18 protein-coding genes and 4 pseudogenes are annotated in these 22,501 nt (G+C 54.7%); 12 read left to right on the top strand and 10 right to left on the bottom strand.

From position 1 onward, the window contains the following. Positions 1-189: 189 nt before the first annotated feature. Positions 190-714 (top strand): TetR/AcrR family transcriptional regulator, encoded by a 525-nt coding sequence (locus JCM25156_RS20585; protein ID WP_051577446.1) that lies wholly within the window; start codon positions 190-192, stop codon positions 712-714. A gap of 6 nt (positions 715-720) precedes the next feature. Here the strand turns inward: JCM25156_RS20585 and JCM25156_RS20580 are convergent, their stop codons facing one another. Genes JCM25156_RS20580 through JCM25156_RS31920 form a run of 6 tightly spaced genes read right to left on the bottom strand, consistent with a single transcriptional unit; the run spans position 721 to position 4,149 of the window. Next, entirely contained in the window at positions 721-1,371 is a 651-nt protein-coding gene (locus tag JCM25156_RS20580; RefSeq protein ID WP_051577445.1) for an FAD binding domain-containing protein, read from the bottom strand. Then, positions 1,371-2,027: a 2Fe-2S iron-sulfur cluster-binding protein gene (locus JCM25156_RS27425; protein WP_084296390.1), complete on the bottom strand. Its 657-nt coding sequence runs from the start codon at positions 2,025-2,027 to the stop codon at positions 1,371-1,373. The genes JCM25156_RS20580 and JCM25156_RS27425 overlap by 1 nt, the downstream gene beginning before the upstream one ends. Next, the gene (locus JCM25156_RS01415) at positions 2,024-2,293 is read right to left on the bottom strand and encodes a hypothetical protein (protein WP_025811753.1); all 270 of its coding nucleotides are present in this window, start codon (positions 2,291-2,293) and stop codon (positions 2,024-2,026) included. The genes JCM25156_RS27425 and JCM25156_RS01415 overlap by 4 nt, the downstream gene beginning before the upstream one ends. 7 nt (positions 2,294-2,300) lie before the next feature. Beyond that, the gene (locus tag JCM25156_RS31930; protein ID WP_407637085.1) at positions 2,301-2,768 is read right to left on the bottom strand and encodes a molybdopterin cofactor-binding domain-containing protein; all 468 of its coding nucleotides are present in this window, start codon (positions 2,766-2,768) and stop codon (positions 2,301-2,303) included. After that, a complete protein-coding gene (locus JCM25156_RS31925) occupies positions 2,696-3,358 on the bottom strand; it encodes a molybdopterin cofactor-binding domain-containing protein (protein ID WP_277909312.1) in 663 nt (220 codons plus the stop codon). Before JCM25156_RS31925 ends, JCM25156_RS31930 begins: the two co-directional genes overlap by 73 nt. Beyond that, positions 3,286-4,149, bottom strand: a complete 864-nt coding sequence (locus tag JCM25156_RS31920) for a xanthine dehydrogenase family protein molybdopterin-binding subunit (RefSeq protein WP_084296388.1) — start codon at positions 4,147-4,149, stop codon at positions 3,286-3,288. The genes JCM25156_RS31925 and JCM25156_RS31920 overlap by 73 nt, the downstream gene beginning before the upstream one ends. A 151-nt stretch (positions 4,150-4,300) precedes the next feature. Between JCM25156_RS31920 and JCM25156_RS01395 the strand changes: the two genes are divergently transcribed. Then, positions 4,301-4,882 carry a TetR/AcrR family transcriptional regulator gene (locus JCM25156_RS01395; protein WP_242402382.1) on the top strand — a complete coding sequence of 194 codons (582 nt, stop codon included), beginning with the start codon at positions 4,301-4,303 and terminating at the stop codon, positions 4,880-4,882. Positions 4,883-5,220: 338 nt separating this feature from the next. On the opposite strand, the gene JCM25156_RS20570 is transcribed toward JCM25156_RS01395, so the two are convergent. Beyond that, positions 5,221-5,955 (bottom strand): hypothetical protein, encoded by a 735-nt coding sequence (locus JCM25156_RS20570; RefSeq protein ID WP_051577444.1) that lies wholly within the window; start codon positions 5,953-5,955, stop codon positions 5,221-5,223. A gap of 690 nt (positions 5,956-6,645) precedes the next feature. On the opposite strand from JCM25156_RS20570, the gene JCM25156_RS01385 reads away from it, so the two are divergent. From JCM25156_RS01385 to JCM25156_RS01345, 8 genes and pseudogenes are all read left to right on the top strand, one after another. Beyond that, entirely contained in the window at positions 6,646-7,083 is a 438-nt protein-coding gene (locus tag JCM25156_RS01385; RefSeq protein WP_025811744.1) for a hypothetical protein, read from the top strand. Between the two features lie 476 nt (positions 7,084-7,559). Further along, positions 7,560-7,984, top strand: a pseudogene (locus JCM25156_RS20565) (DUF932 domain-containing protein); the annotation flags it as partial. Between the two features lie 66 nt (positions 7,985-8,050). Then, positions 8,051-8,475: pseudogene (locus JCM25156_RS27410) on the top strand (IS3 family transposase); the annotation flags it as partial. After that, positions 8,456-8,704, top strand: coding sequence for a transposase (locus JCM25156_RS31915; protein WP_277909311.1), 249 nt, complete (start codon positions 8,456-8,458; stop codon positions 8,702-8,704). The pseudogene JCM25156_RS27410 and the gene JCM25156_RS31915, both read left to right, overlap by 20 nt. Before the next feature lie 87 nt (positions 8,705-8,791). Then, positions 8,792-12,198: pseudogene (gene hsdR / locus JCM25156_RS20555) on the top strand (type I restriction-modification system endonuclease). Positions 12,199-12,216: 18 nt separating this feature from the next. After that, positions 12,217-13,698 (top strand): class I SAM-dependent DNA methyltransferase, encoded by a 1,482-nt coding sequence (locus JCM25156_RS01355; protein ID WP_025811740.1) that lies wholly within the window; start codon positions 12,217-12,219, stop codon positions 13,696-13,698. Then, positions 13,698-15,026 (top strand): restriction endonuclease subunit S, encoded by a 1,329-nt coding sequence (locus JCM25156_RS27405; protein WP_084296387.1) that lies wholly within the window; start codon positions 13,698-13,700, stop codon positions 15,024-15,026. Before JCM25156_RS01355 ends, JCM25156_RS27405 begins: the two co-directional genes overlap by 1 nt. Next, the gene (locus JCM25156_RS01345) at positions 15,023-15,397 is read left to right on the top strand and encodes a hypothetical protein (protein WP_025811737.1); all 375 of its coding nucleotides are present in this window, start codon (positions 15,023-15,025) and stop codon (positions 15,395-15,397) included. Before JCM25156_RS27405 ends, JCM25156_RS01345 begins: the two co-directional genes overlap by 4 nt. A gap of 88 nt (positions 15,398-15,485) precedes the next feature. Here JCM25156_RS01345 and JCM25156_RS20550 read toward each other — a convergent pair whose 3' ends face one another. From JCM25156_RS20550 to JCM25156_RS01330, 3 genes are read right to left on the bottom strand one after another with little or no spacing between them, the layout of a single operon-like run. Beyond that, positions 15,486-17,036 carry a dynamin family protein gene (locus JCM25156_RS20550; protein WP_025811735.1) on the bottom strand — a complete coding sequence of 517 codons (1,551 nt, stop codon included), beginning with the start codon at positions 17,034-17,036 and terminating at the stop codon, positions 15,486-15,488. Next, positions 17,036-19,276: a dynamin family protein gene (locus tag JCM25156_RS01335; protein ID WP_025811733.1), complete on the bottom strand. Its 2,241-nt coding sequence runs from the start codon at positions 19,274-19,276 to the stop codon at positions 17,036-17,038. Before JCM25156_RS01335 ends, JCM25156_RS20550 begins: the two co-directional genes overlap by 1 nt. Further along, complete coding sequence (locus tag JCM25156_RS01330; RefSeq protein ID WP_025811731.1) at positions 19,273-21,033, bottom strand: dynamin family protein; 1,761 nt, start codon at positions 21,031-21,033, stop codon at positions 19,273-19,275. Before JCM25156_RS01330 ends, JCM25156_RS01335 begins: the two co-directional genes overlap by 4 nt. A 518-nt stretch (positions 21,034-21,551) precedes the next feature. Between JCM25156_RS01330 and JCM25156_RS30430 the strand changes: the two are divergent. Both JCM25156_RS30430 and JCM25156_RS01325 read left to right on the top strand, forming a co-directional pair. After that, positions 21,552-21,641: pseudogene (locus JCM25156_RS30430) on the top strand (SOS response-associated peptidase); the annotation flags it as partial. A gap of 85 nt (positions 21,642-21,726) precedes the next feature. Beyond that, positions 21,727-22,497: an SDR family oxidoreductase gene (locus tag JCM25156_RS01325; protein WP_025811729.1), complete on the top strand. Its 771-nt coding sequence runs from the start codon at positions 21,727-21,729 to the stop codon at positions 22,495-22,497. Positions 22,498-22,501 lie beyond the last annotated feature (4 nt).

Below are 22,501 nucleotides of genomic sequence, written 5' to 3'. Positions count from 1 at the left end.
CTGGCGACTGCGCCCCGGCTGCCAGGGCCATGCCACCGGCTGCTGCGCCTGCTGCGATGACCGTGCGCCGTGTCATGCCGGGCTGCGTGTTCTTTCCGGTATTCTCGCTCACTGCTACCATCCCGCATCGTTGAGATATTCATCTTGTGTACGAACGTACACATAGCGCAAGGCTAAACCTGTTTCCTCATGTCGAGCAACCCTTCAGCCATCCGTCGGCCTGACCCCGACCGCAAGCAGCGCATCATCAATGCGGCTCTAGACGTGATCGTGGAACATGGCGTCCAGGGCACGACGCACCGCCGTGTGGCCGAGGCGGCAGGCGTGCCGCTTGGCTCGATGACATACCATTTCAACGGTATGGACGACCTGCTGCATCTGGCTTTCACGCAGGTGGCCCATGCCAGTTCCGCAGCGTTTGTCGGGCGGCTGGCCGAGGCCGGAAACCGGGAGGAGGCAATACAGGCAATTGTCGATATCATTGCCGGAAACATCTGGTCCACGCCGCGCACGCTATTGCTGAGTTATGAATTATACGCCTTTGCCGCCCGCAAGCCCGAACTCGCGGCCATTATGCGCGACTGGATGCAGGCCAGTCGGGAGGCGCTGGGGCGCTTCTTTGATCCCCTGACCTGCCGCGCACTCGATGCTCTGGTCGAGGGCATGGGCATTCATGCTCGGTGGATCATGCCAAGCTGGACCGTAGGCAGATAGAGGACATTATCCGTCGCCTCTGCGCGCTACAGGGCTGAAGAGCACCCCGCAATGCCGCAGGAGAAGGTTGCCGGCCACGCGCCTGCGGTAGGCGGCGGTGGAGCGCATATCATCGATCGGCGTGATTTCGGACATGGCCAGGTCAGCCACGGCGTTGAGATGCGCGTCATTCCGCGCCCCTGAGACAAGGGAATGATGCGCCTTCGGGCATGTCATGGGAACGGGACCGACCGCCCCGAACGCAAAGCTGATCCCGGCCGGGTCATCAGGCACGCCGACCGTTGCGAGGGACAGTTTCGAGATCGCCTGCGCCTTGCGCGGGCCGACCTTGGTAAAGAGTTGCGGCTGGCCCAGGCATTTTGCGGGAATGACAAAGCCAGCAATCAGTTCTCCCGCCCTGCGTTGCGTGCGCCCGGCCCCCGTGATGAACGCGGCAACGGGCATTTCCCGGCTTCCATCGCGATGGATGAGCCGGACACGGGCCTGAAGGGCCACCAGTGCGGGAAGCCCGTCTCCTGCCGGGGAGGCGGTGGCCACATTGCCGCCAATGGTCGCGGCATTCCTGACCTGCGGGCTGCCAACCCCATGCGCGACATCCCTGAGAATGGGCACAGAGCGCGCGATGACAGGATCATGCAGGATGTCCTGCCAGCGCATCAGGCACCGATGACGAGATTGCCATCCTCCCCAAAAACCTGATGCAGTTCCGGCGCATCCAGCTGCTCAAGCGAAAACAGCTGGAGGGTGCCAAGAGCATGGCCCGCGCGCACCACAAGGTCGGTTCCCCCCGCGATCGGGACCAGGTCGGGGTTTTGGGCCAGACGCGCCAGCCCGTCCTGCAAGGACAGGTCCGCCTTGCCGGAAATGGTGCCCCTGCGTGGCGGAAGGCAGGCTGCTTGCTCCAGCGCCGCGCGGATTTTCACATAGCCCGTGCACCGGCAGAGATTGCCCTCAAGGGCATCATCGGGGCTGTCATCACGGTGCCGTCCGGCCCAGACCATGACAATGCCCGGCGTGCAGAAACCGCATTGCACCCCGCCCGTGCGCGCCAAGGCGGAACAGATTTCCGCGCCATCCGTCGTCCGGGCCAGGGCTTCAATGGTTGTCACCGTAGCGCCTTGCAGCGTTTCGGCTGCTACAAGGCAGGAACAGACTGGCCGCCCATCCACCATAACCGTGCAGGCCCCGCATTCGCCTTCACCACAGCCAAGCTTGGCGCCGCTGAGGTGCAGATCATCGCGCAGGACCTGCAAAAGGGTCTTGCCCTCATGGGCAATCTGGGCCGGTGCGCCATTAAGCTGGAACGTGATCATGACAGGGTCTTTTCCATCACCGGCAGAATGGCCTCCGGCGTGATCGGGAACTGGTCAAAGCGATGCCCAAGGCAGCGCGCAAGGGCATTGGCAATGGCTGCCGCCGCAGGTGTCAGGCCGACTTCCGCAATGCCGCGCGCACCCAGCGGATTTGACGCATCAGGGTGATTGATCAGGTGAACACGGACATCCACCGGCACATCGCGGATGGTGGGCAGGATGTAGGACGAGAAACGGTTGTTCAGGACACACCCCTCGTGCTGCACAAGGTCTTCACTCAGGCAAAGCCCAGCCCCTGCGCCAGACCGCCTTCGATCTGCCTGTCACCCCATCAGGATTGATGACTGTTCCGGCATCGAGCCATGTCTCGACTTCTTCTATCGTGACATTCGCAGTCGCGGTATCCAGCGCAATGCGAACGGCCTGTATACCGTAGGAATACCCCACGTGCGGCGCGCCCAGTGTCAGTTTTTCTGGAAAATCCGGTGCAAAATGTGCGGTCTCCTCCAGTACTCCGTTTTCACCTGCATCAATCCGCACTGCCAGTTGACGGGCGGCCTTCGCCACGGCATTGCCCGTCACGACCACCGAGCGGGAGGCATTCGTGGACCACGAATTCGTATTATCCGTCGTGCCGATATCAAGCCCGATGTCATGCGCCGCGCAACCTAGTCCGGATGCTGCAATCTGCTGGAATGCGGACAGATTGCCCTCGCCAAGGTCCGCACTCGAACAGTCCAGCCAGAACTGGCCGTTCGCGTCGCGGCGCAGGGTGACGCTGGAACCGGGTTCGGCCCCGGCCCCCAGCCGAAGCCCTGCCAGACAAAGGCAAAGCCGGTCGCGCGCAGCTTCCCATCCGCGTCTGGCCGCAGGGTCTCCGCCTCAGGCGCACGGAGTAACGGCCCCTTGCGGGCTGCGGCAATCAGGCGTGGCAGCGTGACATCGTTGCGCACGATGTGCCCGGCCCCGGCCCGGTCACCGCCGCGGAGCAGGTTCTGCACCCGGAAATCAACCGGGTTCATGCCGCATTTCGCCGCCAGCGCGTCCATCGCCTGCTCAATGCCCAAAATGACCTGCGGATTGCCAAACCCGCGAAAAGCCGAGGCATTGCCGGTATTGGTATGGACGGCCTTGCCCTCAATCCGGCTGGCCTGAAAACGGTAGGGACCGGACGCATGTTCGGCTGCAAGAACAAGGACGGCCGGCCCCAACGTCATATAGGCCCCGGTATCGGCCAGAAGGCTGGCCTTAAAGCCCATCAGCCTGCCCGTGGCATCACAGCCCACCGCGACATCGACCTCAAAGCGGTGCCGCTTGACGGAACAGCCAATACTTTCTTCACGCTCATAGACATAGCGGGCAGGGCGACCCGTAGCATGTACGCCAGTGCCAGATGGGCCTGAACATTCAGGTCTTCCTTGCCGCCAAAAGCGCCCCCATGTGGATGCGACACATGGACCTGCTCCAGCGGAACACCAAGGATGGCGGCAATCTGCTTCTGGTCAGCAAAAGGGTTCTGTCCGCCACAGGTTATGGCGATCCGCTGCTTCTCATCACGCCAGGCGATGCCCGCTTCGGGCTCCAGAAAAGCATGTTCCTGCCGCCCCGTAATGTAGGTCAGGCGCACGATGTGGTCGGACGCTTCCAGCGCGGCATCTACATCGCCAAAACCCAGATCGACCTCATGGCACAGATTGCCGTTTGGCCCGATCTGCGGCGCATCGGGGGCGAGTGCCTGCCGCGCATCCAGCAGGGCGGCCAGGTCTTCATATTCGACGTGGATCAGCTTGCAGGCATGACGCGCCTCCTGCTCGCTCTCGGCCACTACAAGAGCTACGGCATCACCACAAAAGCGCACCCGGTCATGACACAGGACAGGTTGATCGGGCGCGATCAGGCCAAAACTGTTGAGGCCCGGAATATCGGCATGGGTAAGAATCCGCACGACCCCAGGGGCCTGCCGTGCCGCATCCGTATTGATTGACACGATCCGGGCATGGGCACGTCCGGCGCGCAGGACCCTGAGATGAACACAGTGGTCGCGATACAGGTCAGAAGGGTAGGGGAAAGCCCCTCTGGCTTTGTCGAGGGCGTCCCATTTCTGGATGGATTGTCCAATCACAGGTCTGCTCCGTTGTCTGTCCTGTCCTGAGCGTTATCAGGCCCGGAGCAATACTTACGATACGATCCGTATCGTAGTCAATAATCGATACGGATCGTTGCGAAAAACATCGGACGGTGGCAGTTTTCCCGCAGTGTGCTGGAGAACGATCTTGAACATTCCCGACCCATCTCATGCTGCAAAAGCTTCCTCAACAGGAAGCGGCCGCAAACGCAGTCGGCAGGCTACCGAGGCCGCACAGGGGACAGCGCTGCAACTCGCCTATGATCTGGGCCCGGAGCGGGTAACGATGGAGGCGATTGCAAGTCATTCAGGGGTGGCGAAAACAACGCTCTACAGGCGCTGGAACAGTGCCGCTGCCGTTGTGATGGACGCATTCCTGTCGGAACTGACCCCACAGATTGCCTACAGAACGGGGCAGGATGTCAGGCAGACACTCGTTTTCGCGCTTGAAGACCTCAGTGCGGCGCTGGACGCACCACGGCGGAAACTCCTGCGGCACATGATCGCCGCCGCGCAGTCCAGTTCCGTACTCGAAAAGGCCTTCTGGGATCGATGGATTGCGCCGCGAAGGCAAGCGGGGGTGGTGGCGCTCGAACAGTTCGGAATATCCCCAGAGGCGGGCGAACTCACTCTCGACCTGCTGTATGGCGCGTTTTATTACCGGATGCTGATTCCGTATGCGCCCATCACAAGCACATGGATTCAAAAAATCGTGGATCAAGTTTCCTGAATGTTGTCGTATTCCGTAAACGGCGAGGCTGCAGATGGAAATCTGGAGCGATAGGCAGCTATCGTTGGGATCAAGCCTAATCGGGCTGATCGGTTGTTACTGAGGCGTCCGGCTGTCAGAGGTTTTTACAGTATTGATTGGCTGCATTTCTATTATTCCGATCTGACAGCCGATCGTCCGTTTCCCCCCCTAAATCACCGGTCTGCTAAAGAAATGTGAGGTAGACCGGCGGAAGTCACCGACATCGGTCATTCCGAGCTATTGAGCCATCCGGTCAAGGCTGCCTCCAAAACGAACGCTCCCGCATTCCGCTTTACTCGTCGAGACCTGCCTTACGTTCAGGCAATCGCACCCGACAAGCGCAATAAGCCGTCCAGCTTATTTTCTGTGTTTACGAAGATACTCTTCGAAACTTGAAAAGAGCGGCTGTCCCTTCGTCGCATTGATCTTACCGAGCTTGTCTTTCTGATCCGCGTATCGAGATAGAGGCACAGTTCTGCGAAGCGAGTGAGGCTCACAAGCTCCCACTGAGCCCCGAACTCCCGCTTGATGGAGGTGTAGATAATCGCCGGCTTGAAAGGTGTGGCTCGGCCGGGACCGGCCTTCGCAAACTGTATGTAGCGATCGATTAAATATTTGACATAGCCCCGTTTATCACCATCAGCTCCGATCGATCCGGCGGGCGGAAGGATCTTTGTTTTGTTATTCATCGTCTTGAAGATGAGCGTCCCTGTCTGCACAGCGCCGGGGCTGTTGATCGCGATATTGCCTTTGTTCTCGGTGATTATGGTATTGCCAAGTTTTGCAAGCAAAGCAGCAGCGAAAAACGCGTCTTCGGGACGCTCGGGCTCGCGACTGTCCGCTTCGGCCCGCGCTTTCATGTCGAGAAGCAGCTCGACCGAAAAGACCTCCGGCTGGGCATCAATGGTCCTGTGATGTGTTGGGCAAAGCAGCAGCAGGTTGTCATAGCCCTGCCGTTCCGTCTCGTTTTGGTGCGGATCGTAACGCTCCCCGCCAGCATTGCGGACTTTGATGTGGCAGATCTCGCCGATGATCGCTCCATTCTTACCCACGATTGGCGTCGGACACCCCGGAAAAGCGCAGCGTCGCCCCGCCTGCGCGAAGAGCCGTTTTATCGTCGGGAGAGATGGCTTACTCATTGAATGCTAGGTGTCTCAAAGGGACTTTACCACGAAGGTCGCACGTTGCCGGTAAAATCTTTCGCCATGGCGGACATAATAAGCCTGTTTCATCAGTCATCCTTACCTCCATGTCCGATCGGCACGCACATCAAAATGCGATTGACCTTACCCCCAACATACCCTCAGTTCTGAGTTAGAGTCTGTGAGTTGCTGTATGCCTTGTTCGCGTGTTGAGCGAAAGCCTCTGGTCAACCGGACATCCGGAGACCTCTCAAGCCAGCTCCATTAACGTCTTGATGCTTCCGATTTCGAGACAAAGATGCAGGATCGTCCTGGCAACAAGACATAAGCCTTTAACCTCCGGTTTCTTTCATACACTTTCGAAACCGAACATTCGGCTCCCACGATCTGCCTGTCTGCTCACTGATACAGGAGCAAACCGGCGGGATGCGCCTTCTTCGCGGACGCGCAGGCGGTTAGGGTAGGTCTCCCACAACGGTGACGATCGTTACGCGAAAAGTGTATCGGAGGATCGTTGTTTTTGCTATGTTCCAGTGCTTCCGATCATCGTCAATTTCTAGCTGTTAGGGTCGGAGACGAACCTGCTAATGTTGGTCTTTCATGGAACAGTCGATCCAAGCCATTTGGAAGCAAGACGAGATCCCCGTCATTCTGCGGCGCACGGGGAAAGGCGAGCTCCTGCGGGTGCGGTTGCCGTTCGATGGCAATAACCGGCAATGGCTGCAAAACGCGCGCCGCACTACACCAAGCTGGATCGCATCGCGCAAGTTCTGGGAAACCCCGAAAGCCTGGTTCGATGATTTCGTGAATCGCGCGCTGCAGAAATATGGCCGCCTTTATGTGATCCAGCCGTATCGTGAGCAGGAAATCTGCTCACCCTCCTGCCAGAACGCCAAGGGCCATGAGTGCCAATGTTCCTGTATGGGCGTCCATCACGGTGCAGGCAGCGACGGGAGCTGGTTTGAGGTTTCCGACGCTTTTTCGACCCGGTGGGGAGAGCGCGAGCTTGCTTGTCGTCTGATGGTTGCCAAGACGTGAGTGCAGTAGATATTGCTCGTGCTCGCCAAATTTCTCCGCCTCGGGATCGGATCGTTACCCGGCTTTTGGCAGGTTATGTCAGAAGAAGACATGCTGGGTGCCTGATCTAAACGGCCGCTTCTGGTCGGTAGCCGTTATTAACATGAGCGCAGAGAATGGCTGCTTTCGGTAATCGCTTCCCAATAACCGACATTCTGCTGTCCCCCCATAGCTGTCGTTCCGGGCGGCTAAGCGGCCCCCCTTGGGGATCGGTCAGGCGCGATTTTCCATGCTGGCTCGACCGGAAAGGAGTGAGAGGGAGGCTTCGCCTCTGATGCCGAATAACCGGCATTTAGAGGAGAGTTTCCATGAGTGAGTTTCTTGCTTCCGGTCGCGCCGGTTTCCGCGTGGATCCGTCGCGCGGCGAACGCAGCGCCCGCGTATCGTCCGAATAATTTTCGCGCCCCGACGATGAGCGCTACCTGTCCCTGTCCGACCTGCACGTGGCCACTCTTGCCCGTGCGGATCGGGCCACCGCCCGCACCGTCGAGAGCCGCGCTATCCGCGTCGAGGCCTCGCACGACAATGCCGAGCGCCTGACGCTCACCGTGCCGGGGCAGAATGAGCCGATCGCGCCCACGCACTGGTCGTTCGGCCAGATGTGCAGTCTGGTGGGAGCACCTTCGTCGTACCTGCGCAATCTTCCCGCACCGCTGGCGGCGATCAACCTGCAGCACGGGCTGCTGTCGCACCGCGCCGAACTGGTGAAAACGCTGGAAGCCGAGGATGGCGGATGGAACTGCGCGCCGTAACCGGCCCCGATTATGGTCGCATCTGGGACCATGAACTGGTGGGCGCGGTGCGCAAAATTGCCGGCGACGGCATAGGCGATACCAACTGGAAAGTGCCCGGTGTCATCGACTGAAGGCAGCACTCTTCAGTTCGCCAGCGCTCGGGTCAATGGGGACAAACTCCAGCTCAATTCCAGTTCCTGGCTGCCGTTATCGATCTGTTCAGTCGTCGTGTGATCGGGTGGGCCGTAAGCGACCGGATGAAAAAGGATCTGGCCATCCGTGCCCTGGATATGGCGGTGCGGCTGCGTGAACCGGCGCCCGGCTGCATTTTCCATTCCGATTGTGGCAGCCAGTATGGCTTCCATGATTTCCAGAAAAAGCTGCTGGTCCATGGATTGCTGGCTTCAATGTCCGGAAAGGGAAACTGTTTTGACAACGCTGCTGTCGAAACGTTTTTCAAAAGCCTGAAGGCAGAATGGCTCTGGAGGCAGAACTGGCCAACCCACCGTCAGGCTACTGCCCCCATCTTCCAGTATATCAATGGTTTCTATAATCCACGTCGACGCCATTCATATCCGGGTGATATCAGCCTCTCGCTTTTGAAGCAAGAGTGGCATAATCACTTCCTGACCGGCACAGAACCGTTACAAGTCTATTGGGCTCGACCAGCCGGAGACAACTGCCTGTTCCTTAATGGCATGCTGCATGTCCTGCGCACTGGATGCCCCAGGTGGCGGGACATGCATGAGCGCTACGGCAAGAGGAACTCCGTGTATGTCCGGTTTCGCCGTTGGGCTGAACTGGGCGTATGGGACGCCCTGCTGCAAACCTTGGTGGATCTGACCTAGTCACCGTTGTCCGGCGTTCGGTTTGACTACATGGCTCTTATGTCAGAAATTGTTTCTGCTGATAGGATCATGGTAAAGGCCAGATAGATGAAGGGGATGACGGAAAACACGGGCAACTTTGCCTTTCTGGCAAAAAAGGCCCCGGAACTGGCCAAATTGGGGCAATTGGCTGAGCATTTCTTTCTTCTCGATCCTCCGACTGCGCTCATCAAGATACGGCAGTTTGCGGAACTGACGGCCAAGGACATCGCTGCCCGGCATGGTGAACTGCCCGACACGCATGCTACTTTTGATGAAGTACTGCGTGTCCTCCAGAGATGTTCACTGCTGCAACGTCAGATTGCGGATCTGTTCTTCCATATCAAGCGCGTCGGTAATACTGCCGTTCATGAAAACACAGGCACACGCTCCGAGGCTCTCGAATCCCTCAAGATGGCCCGGCTTATCGGCATCTGGTTTCATCAGGTCTATAATCATGCCCCGAATTTTCGTGCTGGTCCATTCGTTCCGCCGCGTCCGCCGGAAGATGCAACACCTGCCCTGCGTGAGGAAATAGAAGCTCTCCGTAAAGCCGTTGCAGAAAGTACGGACGCTGAAGCCAAGGCGCGACTGGTGGCGCAGGAAGCAATCGCTATACAGGATGCCTTGAAAAATCGCGCCTCTAGAGAAGCCGAAGAACGGGCTTTCTGGGAGCAGTATGCCGTTGAGGCGGACAGGGAACGCCAGACTGCTGAGCGCGCCCTGGCGCTGGTGCAGGCGCAAGCCATGGCAATGCCTGCTGCAGCCCTTTCCGATCTGGCTCAGGAAGCGGATCAGAAAGCTCAGGAACTGGAAATCGACGAAGCAACGACACGCGTCCTGATCGACGCCCAGCTTCGTGCCGCTGGCTGGACCGTGGACAGCAGGACCTTGCAGCATAGCAAAGGAACGCGCCCCGAGCCCGGTCAGGCCATCGCCATCGCGGAATGGCCGACCGAAAGCGGACCGGTTGATTATGCGCTGTTTATCAACGAACAGGCTGTCGGCGTCATAGAAGCCAAACGAAAGATCAAAAACGTTTCAGAACGGCTTGGGCAGTCCAGGCGCTATGGCCGGGATATCATCCTTGCTTCCGAACAAAGATTGGCTTTCACCCCATCGGCCGATGCCATGGCGTATCGCGTGCCATTCATGTTCGTGACCAATGGTCGCCCTTATTTTAACAGACTGGAAACGCTATCGGGCATCTGGTTCTGGGATGCACGTACGGGTGAACCCCAGCGCGCGCTGATGGACTGGTTCTCCCCACGTGATCTTACCGCACGGCTGGAACAGAAACTCAATCCCGCAGCCTTGGAGGACACAGATCGTCAACTGGGCGTCACAGGCCTGCGTGACTATCAGGTCAAAGCCATCCATGCGATCGAAAACGCGATTGCACGGCGGCAACGGCGTCTTCTCGTTGCCATGGCTACCGGAACAGGTAAGACCGTCTGGCCATTGCGCTGATGTATGAACTCCTCCGCGCCGAACGGTTCCGCCGCATCCTGTTTCTGGTCGATCGCAGGGCGCTTGGTCTTCAGACGCTGGATTCCATGAGCAACACTGAAACCGCCAGCCTGCTGAAGTTTGATAAAATCTTCCCGATTGCAGGGATGGACAAGGCCATTCCCGACCTTGAGGACCGTGTGCAGGTTTCCACCGTGCAGGCCATGATCCGCCGCGTGTTCGACAACCCCGAGGACCAGCATCCCACACCGGGAAACTATGACCTGATCATCGTCGATGAGGCCCATCGCGGTTATGTGCTGGATGCCGAATTACGGGAAGAGGATCTTGGTTTCCGTAATCTGAACGATTACCTGTCCGCCTACCGGCGTGTTCTGGACTATTTCGACGCTACACAGATTGCCCTGACGGCCACACCCGCTTTACACACACGCGAGATTTTCGGCGCACCTGTTTTTCACTACAGCTATCGCCAGGCCGTCATCGATGGCCACCTGATCGACCATCGTCCGCCGCGCCGCATCACAACGGCCCTGAGCCAGACCGGTATCCATTTCGATGCGGGCACGGAAGTTGCTATTGTGGACTCCCGCACCAATCAGGTCGATCTTTTCGATCTTGAAGATGAAGTCGATTTCGAAGTTGCCGAGTTTAATAAGAAGGTCCACACGGAAGCCTTCAACCGTGCCGTAGCGGCAGCGGTCGCACAGGAATGTCCACCAGACAAGCCCGGAAAGACGCTCATCTTCGCAGCACGCGATACCCATGCTGATCTGCTGGTGAAGGCTCTGCGTGAGGCGCTCGCGGAAGAATATGGTCCGCAGCCTCACGACATGGTCGAGAAAATTACAGGGGAGGTGGATCGGCCAAACGAACGCATCAAGATCTTCCGTAGCGATCCACGCCCGAAATACGTGGTCACGGTCGATCTTCTAACAACGGGAATCGACATTCCGTCCATCGTCAATCTCGTCTTCGTGCGGCGCGTCAACAGCCGCATCCTGTATGACCAGATGATCGGTCGCGCCACGCGCAAATGCGATGAGATTGGCAAGGAATATTTCCGTATTTTCGATGCGGTGGACATCTACGCCAACCTTCAGGATGTCACCGACATGAAGCCGGTGGTGGTCAATCCGTCGCTGAGCTTTGCAACCCTTCTGAGCGACCTGAAACGTGCAGAGACCGATGCAGACCGCGCCTGGGTCCGGGATCAGATTGTCGTTAAGATGCGGCAACGTGTCCGTCACGTTGACCCGGAATTCGCGGCATCCCTCGAAGCCGTGCTTGGGCCACTGGTTGATTTGCCAGACCAGTTGCGTGACGCGCCGCCAGCAGCAACGATGGACCTGTTTACCCGCCACCCTTCGCTTGCAACAGTTCTCGATAATGCAGGCGGTCGCTCACGTCCGACCGGTATTTATATTTCCGAGCACGAAGATGAACTGGTTTCCATTACCGATACATTCGGCCAGCAGGCAAGTCCCGCTGATTATATCGAGAGTTTCGAGGCCTATGTCCGCGCCAACATGAATACGCTGCCCGCCCTGGTTGCCGCGACCCAGAAGCCACGCGATCTGACGCGGCAGGACCTCAAGGACCTTGCAACGGCGCTTGATGAACACGGTTTCTCTGAAGCCAGTCTCCGTCGTGCTTACGGCACGGCGCGCAATGCCGATATTGCCGCCCATATTCTGGGCTTCGTCCGTCAGGCCGCTCTGGGGGATCCGCTCGTGCCTTACGCCACACGCGTGGAAAACGGCGTTCAGAAAATCCTCGCTTCCCGGAGCTGGACGCCTAAACAGATCCGGTGGCTGAACCGTATCGGTCGCGCCCTGAAAGACCAGCCCGTAGGCGACCCGGCCCTGCTGTCCGATCCGCTCTTTGCACAGCAGGGTGGTTTCGATGTCATCAACCAGACCTTTGCTTCCGGCCTTGATGATGTATTGAAAGACCTCAATGCCGCCATCTGGTCAAATGGGCCTGAAGAAGGCCAGGCCGCGTAACAGGAAGTGTCTGACGTTATGAATCCCGCTGCCGATCTCGTGAACAAACTCTGGCGTCTGTGCGCGCTCCTTCGCAAGGACGGAGTGACCTACCAGCAATACGTTACGGAACTGACCTACCTGCTCTTTCTGAAAATGGCGTCCGAGCAGAAGGGCGTTGAGCAACGCATCCCGGCAAAATACCGTTGGAAAGCCCTGAAGGGGGCCAACGAGACCGAAGTTCTGAAACTCTACCGTCAGGCCTTGATTGATCTCGGTGATGGCGAGAAAGTCTCTGATCGCGCCATCGTCGCCATCTTCCAGAACGCAGCGACCATCGTGCGTGATCCGGCAAACCTGCGGAAACTCATCAATGCCATTGATGAACTGCACTGGTTTACGGAAGAGCGCGATTCCTTTGGCGATGCTTACGAAGGTCTCCTCCAGCGTATGGCGGAGGAGACCAAACGCGGCGCGGGTCAGTACTTCACTCCTCGCGTCCTGATTGACGTCATGGTTCGCCTGATGCAACCGGAAGCAGGTGAGATTATCGAAGATCCGGCCTGTGGCACCGGTGGCTTCCTGATCGCCGCCAACCTGCATATGAAAGCCGAGACGGACGAATATTTCGATCTTTCAGAAAAAGAGCAGGAATTTCAGATCAGACATGCCCTGCGTGGCATTGAGAACGTGCCCGATACCTATCGTCTGCTCCTGATGAATCTCTATCTGCACAGCATCGACCCGAACAATGTCGTGCTTGGTGACACGCTGAGCCCGACCGGTGCCGGGGCCCGCTTCAAGAATGTCGATCTGATCCTGACCAACCCGCCTTTCGGCCCCGCTGGCGGGCCGCCGACGCGTGATGATCTGACCATTACCTCCACTGTTTCTTCCTATCAGCTTCCCTTTGTGGAGCACTGCATCCGTGCTCTGAAGCCGGGTGGCCGCGCCGCCGTGATCGTGCCCGATAACGTGCTGTTTGATGACGGGCGTGGCAAGGCCCTGCGCCAGCGCCTGATGAACTGGTGTGACCTGCACACGCTTCTGCGCCTGCCTGTCGGGATCTTCTACGCGCAGGGCGTGAAAACCAACGTGCTGTTCTTCACCCGTTCGGAAGAGGAAGCGCCGGTCAGGGACGCTACGAAATCCGTCTGGATTTACGATGCTCGCTCTGGCGCACCGTCTTATGGCAAGACCAACCCGTTCCGCTCCAGTGATCTGGACGATTTCGTCGAAGCCTTCGGCTCAGACCGCAATGGCCGCGCAAAACGCAGGGACCAGGGCGAGAAGGGGCGTTTCCGTCGCTTTACCCGTGACGAAATTGCGGCCCGTGGCGACAATCTTGATATCACATGGCTGAAAGACACGACCGATGAGGCCGAAGACGGGCTGGAAACACCAGAGGATATTGCTGCTGCTATCGAGGAGCATCTGAAATCGGCGCTTGAGGAGATTGCGGCGCTGATGGCGGAACTTGAGGGCGACGGGGCGGTGGTCGCAGCGGAGGTAGCAGAGTGATGTTACCGAAGGGGTGGGCTGAAGCAACTGTTGAAGAACTAGCTGGAGCAGCAGGATATGTTAGTGACGGTGACTGGATTGAATCTAAAGATCAGAATCCATTGGGAGAGGTCAGGCTCATTCAGTTAGCTGACATAGGTGTCGGTAGGTTTATAAATAAATCAGCGCGTTTTCTCACAAAAGACACAGCATTGCGTTTGAAATGCTCAAAACTCAAACAAGGGGATGTTTTAATCGCGCGAATGCCTGATCCTATAGGACGAGCCTGTATTTTTCCCGGTTTGGATCAGGATGCTATCACGGTTGTTGATGTTCTATTGTGGCGGAGTGACTGCACATTGGCTTTGCCCGCGTGGTTTGAGAAATGGTTCAACAGTCCAACTGTGCAAGAACGTATGAAGTTTGAAGCCACAGGGACTACTCGCCAGCGAGTAGCAGGAGGACGCATAAAAAATATGTGCTTTCCTTTTCCCCCTCTCGCTGAACAACGCCGCATTGTTGCCAAACTGGACAGTCTGACCGCCCGCATCGCCCGTACCAGGGTGGAGTTAAAACGTGTAAAGAAGAACGCAAATCAAGTTAAAATTGCTACGCTACAAAAAGCTTTTCATTGGAATAGTAAAAACCTTCCAAGTGGATGGGCACGAAAAAAAATCGGGGAAATTGGAGAAGTACAATTGGGACGTCAGCGGTCGCCAAAGGATCACTTCGGCCCGCATATGCGTCCTTACGTAAGATCGGCAAATATCACTTGGGATGGATGGGATCTATCAGATGTAAAGGAGATGAATTTTTCTCCAGAAGAGTTTGAGGTATTTAAACTCAAATCTGGAGATGTTCTTCTTAATGAAGGTTCAGGTAGCCCATCAGAAGTTGGCAAACCGGCAATCTGGAAAGGGGAGATCGATAACGTATGTTTCCAAAACACTGTTCTGAGAGTGCGGTCCGACGCATTTTCTCCTGAATTATTACGGTACGTATTGCTTTTTCTTGCGCGCACAGGAGCCTTTATCAAAAATACTCAAGGCGTGAATATTATTCATATCGGGAAAGCGGGACTGTCGCGCACATATATTCCGGTTCCGCCTATTAGTGAACAACCTAAAATCCTTAAAGAAATTCATGCCGGGTTTGATGCGGCAAACCGTTTGGAGCACGAGGCAGATCGTTCACTAATCCTTCTCGACCGCCTCGAATCCTCCCTTCTCGCCAAAGCCTTCCGGGGCGAACTCGTCCCGCAGGACCCGAACGACGAACCCGCCAGCATCCTGCTTGAGCGTATTCGTGCTGAACGGGCAGCAAAACCGAAGACACGGAAAAGAAAATGACAGCACCGTATGAGGAACTCGATCTGGAAAAAGACAAATGGGTTCGAATTATGGGGGTTTATGGTGACGAAAGCGTTCTGTGGGACCGTAAAGGCGTAGGGCGCTGTCTGGATGAACTTCCCATCATCCCGCAGTTGCGGGACCATTTGGCGCGGTGGGGCAAAAGTTACAGGGAGCGTGATGAATATAGCGAAGAGGAATGGCTACATCTGGAGCCGCCATTTGATATAGAACGCTATGCGGCGGAAGGACTTGTTCTGGCCCGTGCCGTGAAAGCGGCATTGCCAGACTGGACAGTCATTTATTTCGACGTATCAAAGGTAGATTATAAAAATTCGTTGCCACGGCATGTCTTTGAATACGAGGTTTGATCCAGCCTATATCTACTCCTGATTATCAGTTCCCCATGCTTTCGGTTCCGCGTCTGGTGGAGTATCCGTTGCGGGGTGTGGATATGGGTTATACGGTTTCAACTGTAAGCTGGATGGCCTCGCGGAGCATACGACGCAATGCCAGGGACTGTTCAAGCCACGACTGGTAAAGTTTAGGGTTTTGCTCTTTTTCGATTTGCTCACCAATCGACATGATTTTTTCATACAGTTTTTCCGCGCCAGACTCCAACGCATCCAACTCCAGACTTTTCATACTCTTTCTGTAGTATTCAACACGATCAATGTCTGCCTGAATTGAATGGTCGTACATATCAAACACGTCATCAAGGCGGCGGAACAGATGTTGCGTAATATCACGAGGGTGGTTGATCTCGGCAAAATACGCCATAAGATCATTCCCGCGAAAAGCTAGAACCTCACGCTGTATTGCACTGTAGGCACATATTCCGCGTATTACGATACCTTCAAATTCAAGACATTCCTGAACAACGTCCATGACCTCTTCAATCTGGTCTTCAGCGCGCAAGTCCGCTTTGTTCAGTACAATATAAACCGGACGGTCATCCACGCCAATTTCATGGATAAAGGCCAGATCGGACTCTGGTACGGTACCATTCGCGTCAAGGCCGATCAGCCAGATAATCGCATTGGCTTGCTGGGCAAACTGCACCGCCGTATGCTTGTCGCGGCCACTTTGTGCGCTCGCTGTGGCAGGTGGATTATAGCCGGGTGTATCAATAAAACAGATATTCGCAAAATATGCAGGATCCATTCTGGCGCCTACGCATAGAAAAGGCATCAGACTCTTTAGATCAAAACCGAAAGAGTTGATGAAGGCATGGGAAATTTGCCTGTAAAATAACGCATCAAGTGATACGTAACCTCCGTTGACGGAGTAACCACGAATGATCTGCTGCTTACTGGCCATGACGTAACTGGGTATTGCCGTTACCGGTTGTAGCCCAACGGCCAGGCGAATTTCAGGATCCTGAATGAAACTGTTGATGAATTCCGATTTTCCTGCACTGAAACCACCAACAATCCCAACAATGCTGCGTCGGTACATGTCGGGGAAACCCACAAGCAGCATTAACTCACGCTCAATGGATTGTAGCATGAGAAAAGCCCGGGCCTCTGCCGCAAGCGATGCTTCCGCTTCAGCAAACTTCATGTAATCGGTCTGTAAAAGGTGACGGAACCGTACAAGACCCTCATTTTTTGCAGGGGCGGCCGCCAAAAGGCGTGAAACCAGCTCAAAGCGTGTCCATGTATCACCATGTTGCTGCTGCAACGATGCGTAATCTGTTGTCAGATTTGCATGCTCTTCGCGCAGATGGGTCAAGTTTTGGGTTAATTCTGTTTTGCGCTGTTCGCTTGTTGCCAAGGCATTTTGTGCATTTTGTAACTGTTTGTCTAACACCTGCTCCCGGTTCGTCAGGTCAGCCAGTTGGTCACGTACCTGCTGGTACTGCTGGCAAAGCGCGTCGTGCCGTTCCACCGCGCTCTCCAACTCATCTGTCAGTGAGGTATACAAGGCCCTGCGTCCCCAGACAAATGACTGCGCAAGTTGGGATAAACGCTCAAAAAAAGAGGGAGAAAGAAACTCTTTATCAGACATCAGGCCGCTTCCAACTTCTGTGACAGGAGTTGTAGTCGATCAAGCGAAAGCGCCAGATTGTTGGCTTCCTGCTCCAGTTGTTCAATACGATTTTGCAGGTCTGCAAACAGTTCACGCGGGAAGGATGACGGTAAATCCGTGGCAAGATTGGTAAGAAATTGACCAATCTGATCACGGGCCCGCGCACGAAGGCAACTAAGCAGGTTTTCCGCCTTCTCTAGAAACTGTCTGGCTTCGTCTCCTTTTAAAGACGCATTGCTTCCCGACAGGCCATTTAGTTCCGTTGTATCCAGTTTGAATTCGGGTAACTGGATAGCTGAAACCAGCCCATTGATCGCCCGAATGATAAGGGCGGCATTAAGCTCGTCTGGGATGTGGCGGCGGGCTGTAACTGTTACCTCCTGGACGAGCTTCTTACGGAAATCAGAAATCTGCGTGGAGCTGGTTTCCGTAAGAATTCTGCCCAATTCTTCGATAAAATTTTGCAAACCCGCCCTTACAGGTGTTGGGTAAAGCACAAACTCATGGTGGGTATAATCTTCCATTCCTCCTCCCCATGCCCAGTGTGCAATACGAGACCATAGGCCATTTTTAACTCTTGAACGCTGCTCGGTAGTTTCCTTTGTCGCATCTTTAAATTCGTTCTGGGTTTCACTGTAAGCGTTCTTGATTCTATTCTTTAGTGAATTGTTAAGTAATTCACGGAAATGATGCAATTGTTCCTGAAGCATAATATCCAGATCATGCGTGGCTACGACCATAAGACTGTTTAGTTCTTGCCGCTGTAATTTGAGAGCGCTGACATTCGTATGACGCAATTGCTCGCCACGATCTTTGGCAAAATTGATCAGATCCGCCCGAAAGGCCTCCAGCGCGGCTTCCTTGCTACGCAAAAGTTCAGTACGCCGTTCCTCCAGTATGCGATCCTTGTGCTTGCGCACACGTTCAAGAACTTCCTGTATACTTGCGGTATTGGCTAGTAAACTTAAGCTTTCGCGGCACAAAACAGGGTCGTTCGCTACAAAAAAATCTGGATAATTTTTTTGTAGATTATCCCATGCCTTGTGTTCACCACTGTCCCATTCTGCCTGCTGCTCAAAACGCGACAACAGACTCTGGCAGATGCCGGATGCGTACAGAATATTATCCGTACCAGCCTGAATAAGGGTATCAAAGGTTGTCCCTATTTCAGGGTGCTGGCTCTTCAGGCGTTGCAGGGTGCTTACCATATGCGTACCAAGTTTGTTGGTAATGCCTGCCAAAGCAGCCCGTAGGGTTGGCTGCAGTGTGTCGCTACCATAAAGCTGGTTGTCAATCTGGCTCGCTACGACAAATAATTCCTGAATGCCTTCCTTTTGGGTAATCCGGCTCATCAGTTCCATATCCTGTTCACTCAGGAACTGACCAGCTGGACTGACAATCAGGACAACATCACAATCCTTGAGGAGTTGAACAGTCCGTTCCTCTCGCGATTGTATGGGGTCATTAAATCCGGGTGTGTCGATAATGCGGATATGGCGCAAGGAGTTCAGTGGCAGGAAAATATCGACGCTTTTGGTCAGGGGCATGTAACGCCCCTCAGCGCCAACAAAATCCAGCAACTGCCCGGCCAGGGATTGAGCATCTTCCGCGTGTAGTTGCGCGCATGCATCAAGTGTATCTGGATCAATTCCGGATTGGCGGATACGCTGCCACTGGTCATGTGCTGCGGCCAGGGCAAACTCCTTTGACATTGCACGAACGGCCTGTTTTTTAACCATGGCCAGAAACTGCCCATCATCCTCGGCTGTTTTCCCCTGCCGGAGGCGCTTGGCTCGTGCCTCATCCGTCAGACGCTGATACTCCTTTTCCAGACGTTTGTTGTAAATTTCTGCATTGTTACGGATGTTCTTTAAATCATCAGCGCTATAAAACTGTACCTGAGCGCCAAATGTTTCTCCGTATGCAAGAGTAGTTAACGCAGCGGTCATGGGCGTGACAGCTTTTGGCAGAATATTATGACCATCAAAAATCAATGCATTCAGTAACGAAGACTTGCCCGCCTTGACGCGTCCAACCACCCCGACTTGCAAAAGGCGCTCTGCTTTATCCAGCGCGGAAAAACTCGCAGTCAGTTCATCGCTTGATGAAATGGCGTGTTGATGCCGCAGGTAAGCCAGATCCTTGCCCAGTTCAGGCGCATAAAGGTCTGTTATTTCAGCCAGGCGACTATTGAGTGCAACAATATCCTGCGCTTTCATATCCGGGCTTCCTTGTAGAGAGTTTGTGACGCCAGTTTCTGCAATGCGCCAAGCATGTTATTCAGATGTGCCGTCTTCTTTTCCGAATTCTGGCGGTCTTGGGTATGTTCCGCACTTATCTTGTCAATGATACTTGTTTTTTCAGCCAGATCACGTTCAAATTCTTCGCTGATTTGCGCAATTAATGCCTGTATTTGCTCATCCAGCAATGCTGGCAACTTGTCACGTATCTGCCGTTTGGTTGCAGGAATCACTTCTGTCAGCAGGCGTTTTTTCAACTGTGTTTTTTGGCGTCCTGCGGTGAAGAAGTTCAGGATGTCAGGCAGAAAAATAATTGCCAACTCCACTATAGGATTAACAATGTTGGTTGTCAGCATCAATGCAGTTACCAGCCCTCGCGATCCCAGGCGCGGCAGAAGGCTATCTTTTTTCCTGTTTTCTTCCTGCTCTGACCGTTCCATTTCTTTCTGGTTACGCTCAGCCAGGGCGTTACTCCAGTTGCCGAGAATCTCGCCTGTTTTTTGCATGCCACGAGAGATACGATCCGTCAGGTTTGTAACCCAGTTTTTATCATTACTGAAAATTCCAATGTTTTTTCCAATACCATTGAGGGAATTCCCAAGTTCGGATATCGCCGTGCGACTGAACACGGTCAGTTGCTCCTGCACGGTACGTGTCAGGGCGCTTCGTACCACCTCGGAAATAATACGCGAACAACTTTCCTTGTCAGATGAAAGGGCGGCACTAACCAGTTCATCCAGAACTTTTGCCAGATCACGATCAACAGCCGACAGGCAATGTTCCACTGTACGTTCAATTTCATGGTCATGCATTTTGGCAATAAGGGAGTCGCGCTTTTCACGCACACGGTGCATGCCTTGTTTCAGTTCATGCAGTGTATATTCCGCTTCAGCCTGGTTGTTCTTTAATGTCATTAATGCCAGATTAATCTGGTCCAACAGAGAATGAGTGAGATCCTTGAGTTGGTCAAGAAACAGGTTCCTGAAAATTTTTTCTGGGTCTAACGCGGTAAGAATTTCCGCCAGACGCTCCTTTCCATCCCACCCGACGCGTACGACCTCATGGGCGGCTGTGAAGCCATAAGCTATTTGGGCATCAATCTCCTCCGCAACCTCATCGGTCTGTTCATCAGAACGCAAATTGATCTTGTTGATTACAAAGGTGAAGCCTCGCCCGTAGGACTGCAAATCATCGAGTTGGCGCATCATGGAATTGGTGATGTTTCCATCCTCAATACTGATAACTACAATATAGAAAGCACCTCGCGGCAGGTAGTAGGCGATTGCATTGTTGTGATTGATCAGTGACGAGCCAAAGCCCGGCATATCCACAAGAACGAGAGAAGAAAATTTTTCGAGGGACGGATTGTCGAGGTACAATTGCAGGTGGGTAAACTCGCCCGCACGGGATTTGATGGTCGTTATATCGGATGCGGGCAGACGCTCGCTGCTACCATCCTCCCGCACAGCCAGCAGATAGGGGTCAGGGCTGAAACGCAATTCGGTTGCAAGTTCGGTTTCAGGGGTAAGACCAATATTCAATATCTCCTGACCCAGAAATGCATTGAGCAGACTACTTTTGCCCGCATTGAATGCTCCAATGACAGGCACCAGTATTTCAGTGCGTGTAATGTTTTCCCGTAATCGAAGCAAATTCTCTGCAGACAGGTCTGATCCATCAATGATGGTTGCAACTTTATCCAGATATTTCAGATAAGTGCATTGTGTCTCTAACATGAAAAATACTTTCTACAATCAGAAAACGCCTGAATTCACACCAGATGGTACAGCGTAGTGCATATTATTTTTTTTGACTCACGCCAAGGGCTGCGTGCAAAATATGGCATTCACGAATTTATTTATAATAAAAAAATATCATTATATAATAAATATAGCTTCAGATCACTTCAATTTTACAGAAATATATTGCCGTGTATGTATATGGTTGCATGTATGTTGCATGTGAATGAAAGCGTATTACATGGAGATGTTCATGCGCAATGGACATGGTAGGCCATGAGAGCATAATATGTGTGGTGATCGAATCCGCTCAGGTCGTATCTCTCACACAATGGCGCTATCCTTGCCGCTGGGGTTTATGGCTCAAAAGCACGCTGTGCAGCGGCAATGGCACGGTCGATATCCTATGCGTTGCCTTTGTGGAATAGCCAGACGTGTTGCCCGGTATGTTTCCCCTTGGGCAGCGCTGGAGCCTGGGTCGTAAAAGAACGAGGCGGAGGTATAATCTTTATTCCATGACCTCGAATCCGCAGGCGACCCGGAAGATCGCGAAAGTGCTTGAGGCTCTCACGGGTAATCTTCAGCCTCTGCTGGAGAGCTGCCCCTGATCCACGCACGCGGAGACGTGTGAGGTCACCGGGTGTTATTCTTGCTACGGTTGGGCCCTTCATAACAAAGACGGAAGTCATCATGCTCACCAATACCCTTTTCTCACTTGCCGGCAGGCGGGCGCTTGTTACCGGGGCGTCCCGGGGCATCGGGCTGACCCTGGCGCGTGGCCTGGGCCAGTATGGGGCAAAAATCGTGCTGAACGGCCGCAATCCCGAACAGTTGGAGGCCGCCCGGACCATGCTGGAGCACGAAGGGCTGGATGCGGCGGTTGCGCCCTTTGACGTGACTGATCAGGATGCCGTGATTGCAGGGGTTGAAAAGATAGAGCATGAACAGGGGCCGATTGATATTCTGATCAATAATGCAGGCATTCAGCGTCGCGCGCCGCTGGAACAGTTCAGCCGGGCGGACTGGGATGCGCTTATTGCCACCAATCTCAATGCGGTTTTCTTTGTTGGTCAGGCAGTAGCACGGCACATGCTGCCGCGTGGACGGGGCAAGATCGTCAATATCTGTTCAGTACAGAGCGAACTGGCCCGTCCCGGCATCGCGCCCTACACCGCAACCAAGGGGGCGGTCAAAAACCTGACCAAAGGGATGGCGACGGACTGGGCGCGCCATGGTCTACAGATAAATGGTCTGGCTCCCGGTTATTTCAAAACAGAAATGAACGAAAGGCTGGTGGCCGATACGGCTTTCACCCAGTGGCTGTGCCAGCGCACGCCTGCCGGCCGGTGGGGGCAGGTGGAGGAACTTGTCGGTGCGGCGGTCTTCCTGTCCTCGGATGCATCCAGTTTTGTTAATGGACATATTCTCATGGTGGATGGTGGAATGACCGCGTCTGTATGACAGG

This window comes from Komagataeibacter kakiaceti JCM 25156, from assembly GCF_000613305.1.
Note: the sequence above shows the minus strand (reverse complement) of the source record. Positions and strands in the feature narration are given on the sequence as shown.

Excerpts from the sequence above, each read along its gene's own strand:
- JCM25156_RS20585 (WP_051577446.1), top strand. The coding sequence starts at position 190 with ATGTCGAGCAACCCTTCAGCCATCCGTCGGCCTGACCCCGACCGCAAG.
- JCM25156_RS20580 (WP_051577445.1), bottom strand. The coding sequence starts at position 1,371 with ATGCGCTGGCAGGACATCCTGCATGATCCTGTCATCGCGCGCTCTGTG.
- JCM25156_RS27425 (WP_084296390.1), bottom strand. The coding sequence starts at position 2,027 with ATGATCACGTTCCAGCTTAATGGCGCACCGGCCCAGATTGCCCATGAG.
- JCM25156_RS01385 (WP_025811744.1), top strand. The coding sequence starts at position 6,646 with ATGGAACAGTCGATCCAAGCCATTTGGAAGCAAGACGAGATCCCCGTC.
- JCM25156_RS01355 (WP_025811740.1), top strand. The coding sequence starts at position 12,217 with ATGAATCCCGCTGCCGATCTCGTGAACAAACTCTGGCGTCTGTGCGCG.
- JCM25156_RS27405 (WP_084296387.1), top strand. The coding sequence starts at position 13,698 with ATGTTACCGAAGGGGTGGGCTGAAGCAACTGTTGAAGAACTAGCTGGA.
- JCM25156_RS01345 (WP_025811737.1), top strand. The coding sequence starts at position 15,023 with ATGACAGCACCGTATGAGGAACTCGATCTGGAAAAAGACAAATGGGTT.
- JCM25156_RS20550 (WP_025811735.1), bottom strand. The coding sequence starts at position 17,036 with ATGTCTGATAAAGAGTTTCTTTCTCCCTCTTTTTTTGAGCGTTTATCC.
- JCM25156_RS01335 (WP_025811733.1), bottom strand. The coding sequence starts at position 19,276 with ATGAAAGCGCAGGATATTGTTGCACTCAATAGTCGCCTGGCTGAAATA.
- JCM25156_RS01330 (WP_025811731.1), bottom strand. The coding sequence starts at position 21,033 with ATGTTAGAGACACAATGCACTTATCTGAAATATCTGGATAAAGTTGCA.
- JCM25156_RS01325 (WP_025811729.1), top strand. The coding sequence starts at position 21,727 with ATGCTCACCAATACCCTTTTCTCACTTGCCGGCAGGCGGGCGCTTGTT.